General features: G+C 61.9%; 15 protein-coding genes. 13 read left to right on the top strand and 2 right to left on the bottom strand.

Going from position 1 to position 14,292, the window contains the following annotated elements; genetic code table 11:
• Positions 1-152 precede the first annotated feature (152 nt).
• The 3 genes from AB9K34_RS22130 to AB9K34_RS22140 are packed head-to-tail and all read left to right on the top strand — an operon-like array spanning position 153 to position 2,874.
• On the top strand, positions 153-1,043 hold the full coding sequence (locus AB9K34_RS22130; RefSeq protein WP_369956777.1) for a DMT family transporter: 891 nt from the start codon (positions 153-155) through the stop codon (positions 1,041-1,043).
• A gap of 6 nt (positions 1,044-1,049) precedes the next feature.
• Complete coding sequence (locus AB9K34_RS22135) at positions 1,050-1,952, top strand: DMT family transporter (RefSeq protein WP_369956779.1); 903 nt, start codon at positions 1,050-1,052, stop codon at positions 1,950-1,952.
• Positions 1,953-1,998: 46 nt separating this feature from the next.
• A complete protein-coding gene (locus AB9K34_RS22140; protein ID WP_369956781.1) occupies positions 1,999-2,874 on the top strand; it encodes an ATPase in 876 nt (291 codons plus the stop codon).
• 111 nt (positions 2,875-2,985) lie between these two features.
• On the opposite strand, the gene AB9K34_RS22145 is transcribed toward AB9K34_RS22140, so the two are convergent.
• Positions 2,986-3,573, bottom strand: a complete 588-nt coding sequence (locus AB9K34_RS22145) for a hypothetical protein (protein WP_369956783.1) — start codon at positions 3,571-3,573, stop codon at positions 2,986-2,988.
• Between the two features lie 154 nt (positions 3,574-3,727).
• Between AB9K34_RS22145 and metA the strand changes: the two genes are divergently transcribed.
• The 10 genes from metA to AB9K34_RS22195 all read left to right on the top strand — a co-directional run bounded on the left by metA (position 3,728) and on the right by AB9K34_RS22195 (position 12,752).
• On the top strand, positions 3,728-4,666 hold the full coding sequence (gene metA / locus AB9K34_RS22150; RefSeq protein ID WP_369956785.1) for a homoserine O-succinyltransferase: 939 nt from the start codon (positions 3,728-3,730) through the stop codon (positions 4,664-4,666).
• Positions 4,667-4,674: 8 nt separating this feature from the next.
• Positions 4,675-5,637: an alpha/beta fold hydrolase gene (locus AB9K34_RS22155; RefSeq protein WP_369956787.1), complete on the top strand. Its 963-nt coding sequence runs from the start codon at positions 4,675-4,677 to the stop codon at positions 5,635-5,637.
• Positions 5,638-5,686: 49 nt separating this feature from the next.
• Positions 5,687-6,556, top strand: coding sequence for a polyphosphate kinase 2 (ppk2, locus tag AB9K34_RS22160; RefSeq protein ID WP_369956789.1), 870 nt, complete (start codon positions 5,687-5,689; stop codon positions 6,554-6,556).
• Positions 6,549-7,166, top strand: a complete 618-nt coding sequence (locus tag AB9K34_RS22165; RefSeq protein WP_369956791.1) for a TetR/AcrR family transcriptional regulator — start codon at positions 6,549-6,551, stop codon at positions 7,164-7,166. Before ppk2 ends, AB9K34_RS22165 begins: the two co-directional genes overlap by 8 nt.
• Positions 7,167-7,546: 380 nt before the next feature.
• Complete coding sequence (locus tag AB9K34_RS22170; protein ID WP_369956793.1) at positions 7,547-8,245, top strand: MotA/TolQ/ExbB proton channel family protein; 699 nt, start codon at positions 7,547-7,549, stop codon at positions 8,243-8,245.
• Positions 8,245-8,628 carry an ExbD/TolR family protein gene (locus tag AB9K34_RS22175; protein ID WP_369956795.1) on the top strand — a complete coding sequence of 128 codons (384 nt, stop codon included), beginning with the start codon at positions 8,245-8,247 and terminating at the stop codon, positions 8,626-8,628. Before AB9K34_RS22170 ends, AB9K34_RS22175 begins: the two co-directional genes overlap by 1 nt.
• 4 nt (positions 8,629-8,632) lie before the next feature.
• On the top strand, positions 8,633-9,052 hold the full coding sequence (locus AB9K34_RS22180) for an ExbD/TolR family protein (RefSeq protein ID WP_369956797.1): 420 nt from the start codon (positions 8,633-8,635) through the stop codon (positions 9,050-9,052).
• Positions 9,049-9,951, top strand: a complete 903-nt coding sequence (locus tag AB9K34_RS22185) for a TonB family protein (protein ID WP_369956798.1) — start codon at positions 9,049-9,051, stop codon at positions 9,949-9,951. Before AB9K34_RS22180 ends, AB9K34_RS22185 begins: the two co-directional genes overlap by 4 nt.
• Before the next feature lie 127 nt (positions 9,952-10,078).
• Positions 10,079-11,419: a dimethylsulfonioproprionate lyase DddP gene (gene dddP, locus AB9K34_RS22190; protein WP_369956800.1), complete on the top strand. Its 1,341-nt coding sequence runs from the start codon at positions 10,079-10,081 to the stop codon at positions 11,417-11,419.
• 106 nt (positions 11,420-11,525) lie between these two features.
• Positions 11,526-12,752 carry an alpha/beta fold hydrolase gene (locus AB9K34_RS22195; RefSeq protein ID WP_369956802.1) on the top strand — a complete coding sequence of 409 codons (1,227 nt, stop codon included), beginning with the start codon at positions 11,526-11,528 and terminating at the stop codon, positions 12,750-12,752.
• A 74-nt stretch (positions 12,753-12,826) separates the two neighbouring features.
• On the opposite strand, the gene AB9K34_RS22200 is transcribed toward AB9K34_RS22195, so the two are convergent.
• Complete coding sequence (locus AB9K34_RS22200; RefSeq protein WP_369956804.1) at positions 12,827-14,149, bottom strand: calcium-binding protein; 1,323 nt, start codon at positions 14,147-14,149, stop codon at positions 12,827-12,829.
• Positions 14,150-14,292 lie beyond the last annotated feature (143 nt).

A 14,292-nucleotide genomic window follows, 5' to 3' on the forward strand; every position in this document is an offset into this window, starting at 1 on the left:
GCCTGTCTGCGCGGCCTTTCAAATTACGGTGTGTAAAACAGCAGGGCCGGTTAAATTATCCGTCAGGTCCTTGCAATCCGGCAATGTCATGGGGTTGATAGTGTCAGCACGACAATGATCGCGGCAGTTAACGATTTAAGGACCGACAGGCCATGACATCAACCCTTCGCGCCGCTCTCTGGATGACGGGGGCCATTGCCTCGTTTTCGTCGATGGCCGTGGCCGGCCGCGAAGTCAGCTTTGCGCTCGATACCTTTGAAATCATGATGTATCGCAGTGCCATCGGCGTGGTGATCGTGGTCGCGGTTCTGAGCCTGACCGGCAGGTTGCATCAGGTGTCGACACAACGGTTCGGGCTGCATTTCCTTCGCAATCTTGTGCATTTCAGCGGTCAGAATCTGTGGTTCTATGCGATCACCCTGATCCCGCTGGCACAGGTCTTTGCCCTTGAATTCACCTCGCCGCTCTGGATCATCATTCTGTCTCCGCTGGTGCTTGGCGAACGTCTGACGCCGATGCGGGCCTTTGCGGCGGCGCTCGGCTTTGTCGGCATCCTGATCGTCGCCCGGCCCAGCCCGGACAGCATCAATGTCGGTATTATCGCCGCGGCATCCGCAGCGATTTTCTTTGCATTTACCGGCATGTTCACCAAGCGGCTGACCCGCACCGAAAGCGTCGGCTGCATCATGTTCTGGCTGACCGTGATGCAGCTGGGCTTTGGTCTGCTGACGGCTGGGTTCGACGGTGACGTGGCGCTTCCGGATCTGCAGACAGCGCCGTGGCTCGTTGTGATCGCCCTCGGCGGATTGCTCGCCCATTTCTGCATCACCAACGCATTGGCCATCGCGCCCGCAACCGTGGTCATGCCGATCGACTTTGCGCGGCTGCCGACCATCGCGGTGATCGGCATGCTGCTCTATAACGAAGCGCTGGATGTCTGGGTATTCGTCGGCGCGGCGGTGATCTTTGTCGCCAACTACCTGAACATCCTGTCGGAAACCCGCAAGATCCGGGTCGCAATGGACGCTCAACGCCCGACATAAGGCGGCATGAGTGAACAGAAAACGATATCCCCGCGTGCCTGGGGTGAACTGCTTTTGCTTGGCCTGGTCTGGGGCGGCTCCTTCCTGTCGATCCGTGTCGCGCTCGACGAGGTTCCGGTGACGACCACGGTGTTGCACCGCACCGGATGGGCCATGCTCGCCCTTTGGATCGTCGTGGTCGCAACACGGCTGCCGATCCCCCGCGACCCGCGCGTCTGGGGCGCATTCCTCGTCATGGGCCTGTTGAACAATGTCATTCCCTTCGGTTTGATGAGTTGGGGTCAATTGCATATCGAAAGCGGTCTCACTTCGATCCTGAACGCCGCCACTGCGATTTTCGGCGTGCTTGTCGCCGCGATCGTGTTTGCCGACGAACGCCTGACCCTGCGCAAGGCGGCCGGTGTCGGGATCGGCTTTGCCGGGGTGGCGACCGCCATCGGCATAAGCAACCTCACGGAGTTTGATCTGCGCAGCACGGCGCAGCTTGCCGTGCTCGCCGGAACCGTCAGCTATGCCCTTGCCAGCGCCTGGGCCCGTGCGCGTTTGGGCCATCTGCCGCCGCAGGTGGCCGCCGCCGGGATGCTGACCGGCTCGACCGTGATCATGCTGCCCGCCGCCCTCGTCATGGACGGCCCTGTCGTCTTTGATCTTCAACCGGTTACATGGGCTGCAATCGGCTATTTCGCCCTGATCGCCACCGCCGGGGCCTATCTGCTCTACTACCGGGTACTGGGCATGGCCGGGAGCGGCAATCTCATGCTGGTCACGCTGCTGATCCCGCCGGTTGCCATTGTTCTTGGCGCGTGGCTGCGCGGGGAAGAGCTGCATCCCCGCGCCTTTGCCGGGTTCGCCCTGCTGGCTCTCGGGTTGCTGATCCTGAACGGAAAGATCGGAAAACGGCGCAATTGACCCCGCCCGCCCGGCTGAGTAGCTAGGCAAAAAGGGAACGGGTTTGATGATCTACCAATCGGCACAGGACTGGCGCGCCGCGCCCTCCAAACGCATACTTTTCTTTGGCATGTCCGGCCTTGGCAAGACCCACGCGAGCCAGATGCTGCGCGATGCCGGTGGCTGGTTTCACTACAGCATCGATTACCGTATCGGCACACGTTACATGGGCGAATACATCGCCGACAACGCCAAGGCCGAAGCGATGAAGGTGCCGTTCCTGCGCGACCTGCTGTTGTCGGATTCGATCTATATCGGATCGAATATCAGCTTTGCCAACCTGACCCCGGTATCGGCCTATCTGGGCAAGCCGGGCAATGTGGACCGTGGCGGGCTGAGCATGGAGGAATACCGCCGCCGTCAGGAACAGTTCCGGCAGGCCGAGATTCATGCGCTGCTGGACACCGAGTATTTCATCGACCGGGCGCGACGGCTCTATGGCTATTGCAATTTCATCTGCGACACCGGTGGCTCGATCTGTGAATGGGTGGACCCGGCGGATCCCGACGACCCGATCCTGTCCGAACTTGCCCGGCACACATTGATGGTCTGGATCAAGGGCGACGAGGCGCATACGAAGGACCTGATCCGCCGCTTTGACAAGGCGCCCAAGCCGATGTCGTACCAGCCCGAATTCCTGACGCGGGTGTGGGATAAATATCTGAGCGAAAACAATCTGGAAGAGGGCGATGTTGATCCGGATGCCTTTGTGCGCTGGACCTATGCGCAGGCGCTCGCGCATCGTCAGCCCCGCTATGAGGCGATGGCGAAATGGGGCGTCACGGTCAGCGCCGATCAGATCGCGAGCCTGCGCGACGCCGGCGATTTCGACGATCTCATCGCCACGGCGATCGAACACCGCAACAGCGTGAGCGTGGCCTGATCCCGCCCGCAAAAGCGTTCTGCGGCAAACCCGGATTACCTTGCGCCGCCGGAACCCAAGGGATCGCCGCGTCAGGTGTTGCCGGATCCGCCGGGCGGATCGCGATATGCCCTAGCTGCCGCAAGCGGAATAGGCCTGCTCCAGTGTCGAACGGGAATTGCCCAGGCCGACCTGGAGCAACCGGTCGCCAAGCGGGTTGACGACCGAAACCGACGAGCCGCTGGCCAGTGCCGACAACACGCCCTGCCGTGGCGCAATATTGCTGGTCAATTGCTGGCGCGCCATATCGAAATTCAGGGTATATCGCTGCCCAGCCACATCCAGATGAAAAGCGCCCGGCGGCGCATCCGCCGCATAGAGCATGAGATAGCTCTGCCCCGCCGTGTCGCACATGTAAAACAGGCCCGAGCCATCGCCGGCGGGGCTGTCGACACCGGCGAAGACGGTGCGCCCATCGGCGGCAATGCCGCCACGCCATGTCCCGGCGATCGATGTGGGGGATGATGACGTCGTTCCGGCGTCAGACGTTGATCCGCCTTCCGTGCAAAGGCGCGCGACGCATTCGTTGTATTCCGCGCTCGCGGCGCCGGGGGAATCCGCCAGGCATCGCCAGACACACCTTTGAAGCGCCATCGGATCATCCTCCTGCGCGAGCGCGCCGGTTGTCATCAGGCACAAGACAGCAGCAAATCTCAGCATCGTTCCTCCGGTCGATTATCAGATGTTCCCACGATACATGACACGGAGTTAGCGTATTCCCAACAACATACAACACCATATTGTGCGGCCCTGCCCTCTTGGCAGCGCGGGCTGGCGGGGCTATCTACCGCTTTCGAGCAAGAGGAAATCCGAGATGCCCATCAAGATCCCCGCCGACCTGCCTGCCTACGAGGTTTTGACCCGCGAAGGCGTCATGGTCATGGCCGAGGATCAGGCCGCACGGCAAGACATCCGCCCATTGCATATCGGTCTGCTGAACCTGATGCCCAAGAAGATCCAGACCGAAACCCAGTTTGCCCGGCTGATCGGGGCCACGCCGCTTCAGATCGAACTCACCCTGATCCGCATGTCCGAACATCAGGCCAAGAATACCGCCGCCGATCACATGGAGAGCTTTTATCGTCCCTTTTCGGATCTGCAGGACGAGAAATTCGACGGGCTCATCATCACCGGCGCGCCGATCGAGCATCTGGATTTCGATCAGGTCACCTATTGGGACGAGATCACCAGGGTCTTCGAGTGGACCCAGACCAATGTACACTCCACGCTGGGTGTCTGCTGGGGCGGCATGGCGATGGTGAATCATTTTCACGGCGTCAGGAAACACATGCTGGATCGCAAGGCATTCGGGTGTTTCGGGCACAACAATCTTGCGCCCACCTCGCCTTACCTGCGCGGGTTTTCCGATATCTGCGTGATTCCCGTCTCGCGCTGGACCGAGATGCGCCAGGACGAAATCAACGCCGCGGATGGTCTGCGCACCTTGCTGGGCAGCGACGAGGTCGGCCCCTGTCTGGTCGAGGATCGGGCGCATCGCGCGCTCTATATCTTCAACCATTTCGAATATGACAGCGATACCCTGAAACAGGAATATGACCGCGACGTCGCAGAAGGCATCGCGATCAACGTGCCGATCAATTATTATCCCGGCAACGACCCGAGCAAGGCGCCGCAGAACCGCTGGCGCAGCCACGCGCATCTGCTCTACGGCAACTGGATCAACGAGGTCTACGAGACCACGCCTTTTGACATCGCGAAGATCGGACTGGAAACGACCGACCTGCGCGCTTGATCATGGCTATGGCTCTCAAGGTACTCGCTCTGTTCATCGCGGCGCTGGTCGCACTGACTCTTGGCTGGGTCCTGTTGCTGATGCGCGCCGAGGAACGCGAAGCCGCGGCGGAACAGCGTTTTCCGCCGCAGGGTCAGTTCCTGCGCGTCGGCGACATCAATGTGCATGCGGTGGTTATGGGACGCGGTCCCGACCTCGTCCTGATCCACGGCGCCAGCGGCAGTACGCGCGACATGACCTTTTCCCTCGCCCCCCGGCTTGCCGAGAATTACCGTGTCTTCGTCATCGACCGTCCGGGTCTGGGCTATACGGATCGGCTGAACACGACCGGGGCCAGCCTGCACCAGCAGGCAACACTCTTGCGGCAAGCCGCGGAACAGCTCGGCGCCAGCAAGCCCATCGTCGTGGGACACAGCTATGGCGGCGCGGTGGCGCTGGCCTGGGCGGTGTATTACCCGGACGATATCGCTGCGCTTGTCCCGATCTCCGCACCCTCCAACCCGTGGACCATTCCGCTCGACCCGCTCTATCGCGTGACCTCCTCCGACTGGGGCAGCCGCATCATCGTGCCGCTGATTACCGCGCTGATCAGCGAAGAGCGTATCGCGCGCACCATCCGTTCGATCTTTGCGCCGCAAAGCCCGCCCGACGGCTATGCCGAAGAGGTCGGCGCCGCCCTTACGCTGCGGCGTGTGTCGATGCGCGCCAATGCCGACCAGCGCGCCAATCTGCTGGGCGAGATCAAGGCACAGGTGGATGATTACGGCCTGATTTCCGTACCGACCGAGATCGTCCACGGCACCGCGGATGAAACTGTCGGCCTGTCGATCCATTCCGAAAAGCTGGTTGATCAGATCCCGGGCGCGGTTCTGACGCGACTGGAAGGGATCGGCCATATGCCGCATCACGCCTCCGAGGACGAGATCGTTGCCGCAATCGACCGCGCCGCGTCACGTGCGGGTTTGCGTTAAACCTGTTAACATCCCATAGTGCTGAAAAGACAGACAAAAGGACAGGTCGATGGAACTCCCGTTTGACGGCGCGATCAGTGCCTATTTCAAGAACGATGCGCCCGAAGACGTCAGAAACGCGATCCGGCGCGCGGAGAAGGGCGATATCCTGTCACCGACCTATCCGCATAGCGAGCGGCTGGCACGGAAGGTCTATGAAAAGGAACTGCGCGCGCTACAGATCGAACTGGTGAAAATGCAGGCGTGGGTCAAGTCGAGCGGTCAGCGGATCGTGATCGTGTTCGAAGGCCGCGACGCCTCGGGCAAAGGCGGCACGATCAAGCGATTCCGCGAATATCTGAACCCGCGCGGCGCCAAGGTGATCGCGCTGCCGAAACCGTCGGATGCCGAACAGACCCAGTGGTATTTCCAGCGCTATATCGACCACCTGCCCTCTGCCGGTGAGATCACGTTCTTTGACCGGAGCTGGTACAACCGGGCGGTTGTCGAAAAGGTGCACGGCTTTTGCACAGAAGAGGAACGCGAACGGTTTTTCCGCCAGGTCGCACCGTTCGAGCAATCGCTGGTGGGAGATGGCATTCTCCTCTTCAAGTTCTGGATCAATGTCGGCCGTGCCGAGCAGCTGCGCCGCTTTCTGTCACGGGAATCGGATCCGCTGAAGCAATGGAAGCTGAGCGCGATCGATGTCGAGGGGCTGCGGAAATGGGACGAATATTCCGGCGCGATCCGCGAAACGCTGGAGCGTACACACAGCAAGGCCGCGCCCTGGACCATCATCCGATCCGACGACAAGCGGCGCGCCCGGCTGAATGCGATCCGTGTGGTGCTGGGCCACATGGAGTACGACCGCAAGAGCGCAAAGGCACTCGGACATATCGACGACAAGATCTGCGGTGGCCCGGACATCTGGGATGTCTAAACGCGGTTATCATCACGGCAACCTGCGACAGGCGTTGATCGACGCCGCGCTCGAGTTGATCGAGGTGAAAGGACCGACCGGCTTTACCCTGTCGGAAGCGGCCAAGCAGGCAGGCGTCACACCGGCGGCGGTGTATCGCCATTTTGCCGGTCGCGAAGACCTGATCGCCGAAGCGGCGCGGCAGGGGTTCGAGATGTTCGCCGATCTCATGCAATATGCCTATGACTCGGGTCAACCCTCGGCGCTGGCGGCGTTCGAGGCGACGGGGCGCGCCTATCTGGCCTTTGCGCGCAAACATCCCGGACATTATATCGCGATGTTCGAAAGCGGGATTTCGGTGAACCGCACGCCCGAACTCGCCGCGGCCTCGGCCAGGGCGCATGACGTGCTGGAACGGGCGGCAGAGGATCTCTCCGAACATATCCCGCCGCACAAGCGCCCGCCCGCATCGATGTTCAGCGCGCATATCTGGGCACTGAGCCACGGCGTCGTCGAACTCTACGCGCGAGCCACCCCGGGCAACCGCTCGCCCTTTCCCCCCGAAGAACTTCTGGAAACCGGGATCGGTATCTACCTGCGCGGGCTTGGGCTGATCGATCCGGATCGTTAGATATCCGGATCAAAGCCGGTTTCCATCGCCGGACACCGAAGGTATTTTGGATACACGTCTGCTGCTGCCTTTCACACCTGTTTTCCCCTGCGCCTGACCCGCATTCACGAGGTCAGTGCCCTGATGCAACCGGCTTTACCGCCGTGGCCTGCGCCCGCTCCGCGATCGCAGCGGCGCACGGCATCCCCGCGAGCAGGCCAAGCGCCTGTTTCCCAGCCGGGATTTCCATTGATCCGCATATAAACCGCGCAGGATCCGTCCGGCGGCCTCGCGCAATGGAGCTTAACACGACAAAAATACTCTGGATAAATGTTGACAAAAACACTCTGTATAAATAGCGACGGAGATGTTTCATCGAACAGGCCTGAAAGAGACGCGGTATGGAATTTTACGGATCGACGGTTCTCGGCACCGAGGCATTGAACCGGCTCTATGAGTTCATCCTGCTCGGCGGCCCTGCCATCTGGGCGATTTCCGCGCTCAGCGTCGCGGCGCTCGCGCTGATCCTCTGGAAGATCTGGCGGCTGGCCATTCTGGGGGCGTGGTCCGGCGGTGCCCGGGCCAAGCGCGCCGTGGCCCTGTGGTCGGAGGGCGACGAAGACGCCGCGCTTAACCTGCTGCGCAATCGCCGCACCTGCCGCGCCGTTCTGGCCCGCGCCGCGATGACCGCGCGACACGATCCGACGCTGGATGACGAGGCCGCCCGCGAAGAAACCGCCCGCGTCGCCCGCAACTTGATTGCCGGTGCGCGTTCCGGCCTGCGCCCGCTTGAACTGATTGCAACCATCGCACCACTTCTGGGGCTGCTCGGCACGGTGATGGGCATGATCGCGGCGTTTCAGGCCCTGCAGGAAGCCGGAAGCAGCGCCGATCCCGCCACTCTTGCCGGCGGCATCTGGGAAGCGCTTCTGACCACTGCGGCGGGTATGGCGGTGGCGATCCCGGCCGCAGCGGCCCTGACATGGTTCGAAAGCGTTGTCGATCGCCTGCGCCTGCAAATGGAAGACGCCGCCACCCGAATCTTCCTGCGCCCGACGATTCACGCCCCCGAACCGGCCCTCCGCGCCGCGGCCGAATAATGTTCGATTTCGCCGAAGACCGCCCCCGGCGCAAACCCAGCCTGACGCCGATGATCGACGTGGTCTTTCTGTTGCTGGTGTTCTTCATGCTGGCTTCGCGCTTTGGCATCGACATGCATATTCCGTTGAACGTTGCAGGTTCTGCGAGCGGCGAAAGCTATTCCGGCCCGCCCCGGTTGATCGACATCCAGCCCGATGCCCTGCTGCTGAACGGCGTGACCGTGTCGCCCGAGACCCTGCTCGCGCAGATCGACGCGCTGACCGAAAAGCCGGATGACACCATCATCCTGCGCCCTGCCGCGGCGGCCGATCTGCAACGGGTCATCGCCGTGATGGAAACCTTGTCGACGGCCGGATATTCCGCGCTGGTTCTGATCGAGTAGTCCCGTGCAATTCTCTTCTCCCCCACGCAGGCAACCGACCGAGAGCATCGTTCCGATGATCAATGTCGTCTTCCTGCTGCTGATCTTTTTCCTGATGTCTGCCCAGATCGCCCCGCCCGAGCCGTTTGATGTCGAACCCCCGGTGATGGCCGAAACCGAAAGCGCAGAGGGTGAATTCCGGCTCTACATGGATGCAGAGGGGCAGATCGGTTATCTCGACATCATTGGCGAGGCAGAGGCGCTGGCGGCGCTGGCTGCTGCGCGCGAAAGCTATTGCGCCGCCGAACCCTGCCCCGAAGACGCGCCGCCGCCGCTGATCCTGCGCGCGGATGCAAAGCTGGATGCCACACGGCTGGCGGCTCTCATGCCGAAACTGGGCGCTGCGGGATTTCGGGTCGTCCAGCTGGTGACGGTCAAGCAATGAGACGTCTGGCGGAAATTCTGGCTTTCGTGGCGCTGGCCGCCGCGATGCACCTGGCGCTTCTGACATTGCGGGCGTCAGAGGCCGGAATCGCGTCATCCGGTGAGGGTGGCGAGGCGCTGATGTCGTTGCAGGCGTCGACCGCCAGTATCGAGCAGATGGTCGAGGCCTGGGAAAAACCTCCGGAGACCCCGTCGCCGCGCACGCCGCCAAAGCTGGCGCAGCCACAAGTCGAAACGCCGGATGTGCCGCAGCAGGCCACCCCCGGTGCGCCGGTTGCCCCGGCCCTGCCCCGTATCGCGGGGCTGGCCCTGCCGCGGCCGGAAACCCTGCCGGATGCGCAGGCGACCGTTCCACCGCCGCCGCCTCAGCCGCCCGAACCGTTGCAGGACACCCAGGAGCCGGAGGCGGAGCAACCTGAAATTGCCGACATCCGGCCGCAATCCCGACCGGAGCGCCCCAGGCAGCAACCGCGCAAGACCCAGACCGAGCAAGCCCCCCAGAAAAGCAGGTCGTCAGCGGCGAGCGCGGCACAGGTTGCCGCCGGCCAGGGAGGCGGTCAGCAGGCCGGGCTTGCCAACAGCCAGTCCACCGCGACGCTGAGCAAGGGACAGCGTCAAAGTCTCATGTCGCAATGGGGCGCGCAAATTCGCTCGCGGATCGAACGGCGCAAGGCCTATCCCCGTGCCGCGCGCGGCGCATCCGGAAGCGTCAAGATACGCATCTCGGTCAGTTCGGCGGGCACGCTTCAGGGGGCCTCCATCATCAGTTCCTCCGGCAATGCATATATCGACGAGGCTGCTTTGCGCGCGGTGCGGTCTGCCGGGAGATTTCCTGCCGCACCCAAGGGGCTGTCAAAGCCCGCCTACAGTTTTGCCGTGCCGATCGCCTTTAACCGCTGACGCCCGGAGCACGTGGCGGCGTGTAGCCCGTGCAGGTTGATCCGGTCGCAAAACGACATGGCGTCCGTCGCTTTCAAAGCGGAAATCCCGCCCGACGCCCCGCACCCTTCCCCCAAGGAGGTGGGCGATGGACACTCATTACCGCGACATACGCAAGATCGATCCCAGCCGGGGTGAAACGCTGGGCGACGGAACCCCCAACGATCAGGACCGTATCGAAATCGGCCCCACCCGGCTCGCCCTGTCCGAATGGCAGGCGGCGGGGCTGGCGCTGCCCGATCTGCCGGCGATGCGCGAATACCGCTGGGCAAGATTGACGCGACACCTGGTCGATCGCGATTATGGCGGTCTGCTGATGTTTGATCCCCTGAACATCCGCTACGCCACCGACAGCACCAACATGCAGCTGTGGAACGCGCATAATCCGTTCCGCGCGGTTCTGCTTTGCGCCGATGGCTACATGCTGATCTGGGACTACAAGAACTCCCCGTTTCTCAGCAAATTCAACCCTCTGGTCCGCGAACGGCGCAGCGGTGCAGACCTGTTCTATTTCGACCGGGGCGACAAGGTTGATGTCGCCGCCGATGTCTTTGCCAACGAGGTGCGCGTGCTGATGGCCGAACATGCCCCCGGCAACATGCGGCTGGCGGTGGACAAGATGATGCTGCACGGGTTGCGCGCGCTGCAGGCGCAGGGCTTTGAGATCATGGAAGGCGAAGAGGTCACCGAGAAGTCCCGCGCCGTTAAGGGTCCGGACGAGATTCGCGCGATGCGCTGCGCCAACCATGCCTGTGAAACCGCGGTGCGGGCGATGGAGGATTTCGCCCGGACCAAGGTGCCCGATGCCGAAGCGTCGGAAGACGATATCTGGGCGGTGCTGCACGCCGAGAACATCCGGCGTGGCGGGGAATGGATCGAAACCCGCCTGCTCGCCTCGGGGCCCCGCACCAACCCGTGGTTTCAGGAATGCGGCCCCCGCATCGCCCAGCCCAACGAGATCATAAGCTTCGACACGGATCTTGTGGGCAGCTATGGCATCTGCATCGACATCTCGCGCAGCTGGTGGATCGGCGATCAGCGGCCCCGGCCCGACATGATCTATGCCATGCAGCACGCACATGAACATATCATGACCAACATGGAAATGCTGAAACCCGGTGTGACCATTCCCGAACTGACCGAACGCGCGCACCGTCTGGATGATAAATATCAGGCCCAGAAATACGGCTGTCTCATGCACGGGGTCGGGCTATGTGATGAATGGCCACTGGTGAGCTATCCGGACAAGGCGGTTCCCGGCGCGTTCGACTATGCGCTGGAGCCGGGCATGGTGCTGTGTGTCGAAGCCTGCGTCGGCGAGGTGGGCGGCGATTTCTCGATCAAGCTCGAAGATCAGGTGCTGATCACCGAAGACGGTTACGAGAACCTCACCAGGTATCCGTTCGACGCGGCGTTGATGGGGCACTGACGCCCTGCCCGTCTAGAATGTAAGCGTGCGCGGCAACACGTTGTCGTGACCTCCCTTTCCAGGCGGCGCGAGTGCGGCCATGTCGGGGTAACAAACGGAGGACAGCATGCCCACAGAACGCATCACCTTTCCCGGCCATGATGGCAGTACCCTGGCCGCGCGGCTCGATCTCCCCGATGGTCCGGTTCTCGCGACGGCCTTGTTTGCGCATTGTTTCACCTGCGGAAAGGACATTCAGGCCGCGCGCCGCATTGCCGGCCGGCTCGCCGGGATGGGTATTGCGGTGTTGCGCTTCGACTTTACCGGTCTCGGGCATTCGGGCGGCGAGTTCGCCAACACCTCGTTTTCATCCAACGTGCAGGATCTGATCGCGGCGGCAGAGTGGCTGCGCGCGCGGAACATGGCACCCGACGTGCTCATCGGTCACTCGCTCGGCGGCAGCGCGGTGCTCAAATCCGCGCCTGAAATCGAGGGCGTCAAGGCTGTCGTTACACTGGGCGCCCCGTTTGATCCGGGCCACGTCACGCACAATTTTTCCGGCGCCCTGTCCGAGATACGGCAAAAGGGGTCGGCGGATGTCATGCTTGCCGGGCGCCCGTTCACCATCAGCAGGGAATTTGTTGAGAACGTCTGCGCCGAGCAGCTTGCCCCGGCGATATCATCCCTTCGCGCGGCCCTGCTGGTGATGCACGCGCCGCGCGATGACACTGTCGGGATCGCGAATGCCAGCGACATTTTCCTGGCGGCAAAGCACCCCAAGAGCTTTGTCACCCTTGACGATGCGGATCACCTGATTTCACGCGCCACCGACGCAGAATATGCCGCGGATGTCATCGCCGCATGGTTGACGCGCTATGTCGATCTGACGTCACCCGCCAAGGCAGATGGCCCGCCCGAGGGAATCGTGCGGGTTTCCGAGGCCGATCCCGACGGTTTCCTGCAGGACGTTCAGTCAGGGCCCGAGAACCACATCTACGCCGACGAGCCAAAAGAGTTCGGAGGCACCAATCGCGGCCTGTCGCCCTATGGGCTCCTGTCCGCCGGGCTGGGTGCCTGCACCTCGATGACGATCCGCATGTACGCACGCCGCAAGGGATGGCCGCTGGATCATGTCACCGTCGATGTCAGCCATGACAAGGTGCATGTGCGCGACGCGCAAACCAACCAATCAAACCGTATCGATGCCTTCGTGCGCACTATCGCGCTGGAGGGGCAACTGGATGATGAGCAACGCCAGAGGCTGATGGAGATCGCCGACAAATGCCCGGTGCATCAGACGCTTGAACATGGCGCACGCATCGAAACGCAGACGCGCGACGATGAACGCGCCTGACGACAGAACGGCTACATCATCAGGCGCGTGACCTTCGCGGTGGCGGGCACCCGTTACAGGTGCCCGCCATGAGTTCAGAAAATGAAATCGCCACTGTCCAGATCGGCCATCCGCACCCCCTGGAGCAGGATCGTCAGCCCCGCGCCGTCGTCGATAAAGGCGGTTGGAACGGGCGATGGCGAACCGTCGAGTTCAACCGAAACCTCGGTCAGGTGATTGGCCCTGAGATCGTTGAAACTGGTGATTGCGGAAACGCCCCTGAGGTTGATCTTTTCCGCGTTGCTTGCGGTATTGAAGTCGACGATGACATCATCCCCGTCGTTGTTGCGGAAGATGAACTTGTCATTCCCGCCGCCGCCGATCAGAACGTCATCACCGCGCTTGCCCTGGATGAAATCGGCGCCACCGCGCCCGTCGATCTGATTGTCCTTGTTGCTCCCGATGAGACGGTCGTTGTCGCTGCGCGACCCTCTGATGTTCTCGATGTTTTTCAGCGTGTGAGTAAATTCTTCACCGTTCCATATGCCGGTGGCCGAACGCTGGCCCAGGTTGACATTCACCGCCTCGACACCCGAGCGGTCGTACCTGACGGTATCCACGCCGCCGCCACCTGAAACAAAATCATCGCCCTGCCGCAGGATGAATGTCTCGTCTTCTCTGCCGCCATAGATGATGTCGTCGTGATCCGTGGCCCGCAGTTCGGAAACATGACCTTCGCCGACGATGCGATCAATGACAAACCCCGGACTGCCGTCGATGACGGTCCCGAATTTCAGATTGGCAAAGATACCATCCGTCTGATCGGAATAGTCCAGTCGCACGGTGCCAGCCGTGCCCTCGATCTGGATCAGGTCCTCCCCCTCGCCCGGCCGAATCTGAATCCAGCCCTGCGCGCCGGGATCGATCAGGAAGGTGTCGTCATAGGCCGTTCCGTTGAGCCCCATGCCGCCTTCGGGCCTGGAAAGATCAAGCTGCAATGCGTTGTTGAGGTCGTCGAAAAAGACCAGCCCCTCATCGTTGGCGCCATTGTCGATCCGCAGGACACCAAAATCCTCTTCGCCATCGATGATCGCGAACAGACCAAGCGCGTTCGCGTGGGCACCCAGCGTCAGATAGCCGTCGCCTTGCGAAAACGAACTGAGGTCGACGCGATCTTCGCCCAGGCCGACTTCTATTGTTTCGTAGCGCCCGCTCAGCACATAGGTGTCGTCTCCGACGCCACCGATAAAGAAATTGTCACCCGCGCCACCGTGAAGGACATCCCGGCCATTCCCGCCGTCCAGAACATCGTTGCCGCCCAGTCCTCTCAGAACGTCATTGCCGCCTAGCCCGCGGATGTTGTCATCATCGGTCGTGCCGCTCAGAATGTCTCTTCTGTTGGTTCCGGTAATATCCATAATTCTCTTCCACTTGATGGTTATGCATTGCCCGCCACATCCGGTTCTGGTCACATCGCCAGACCCGACAGGTAGGCCGCAAATTGAAGAGCGGATTTCCGCTCATCAGGCAATTCCTCAATTTCGGTGAATTGTCGGGGTTT

It is taken from the genome of Sedimentitalea sp. XS_ASV28 (assembly GCF_041224545.1).
Taxonomy (GTDB): Bacteria; Pseudomonadota; Alphaproteobacteria; order Rhodobacterales; family Rhodobacteraceae; genus Sedimentitalea.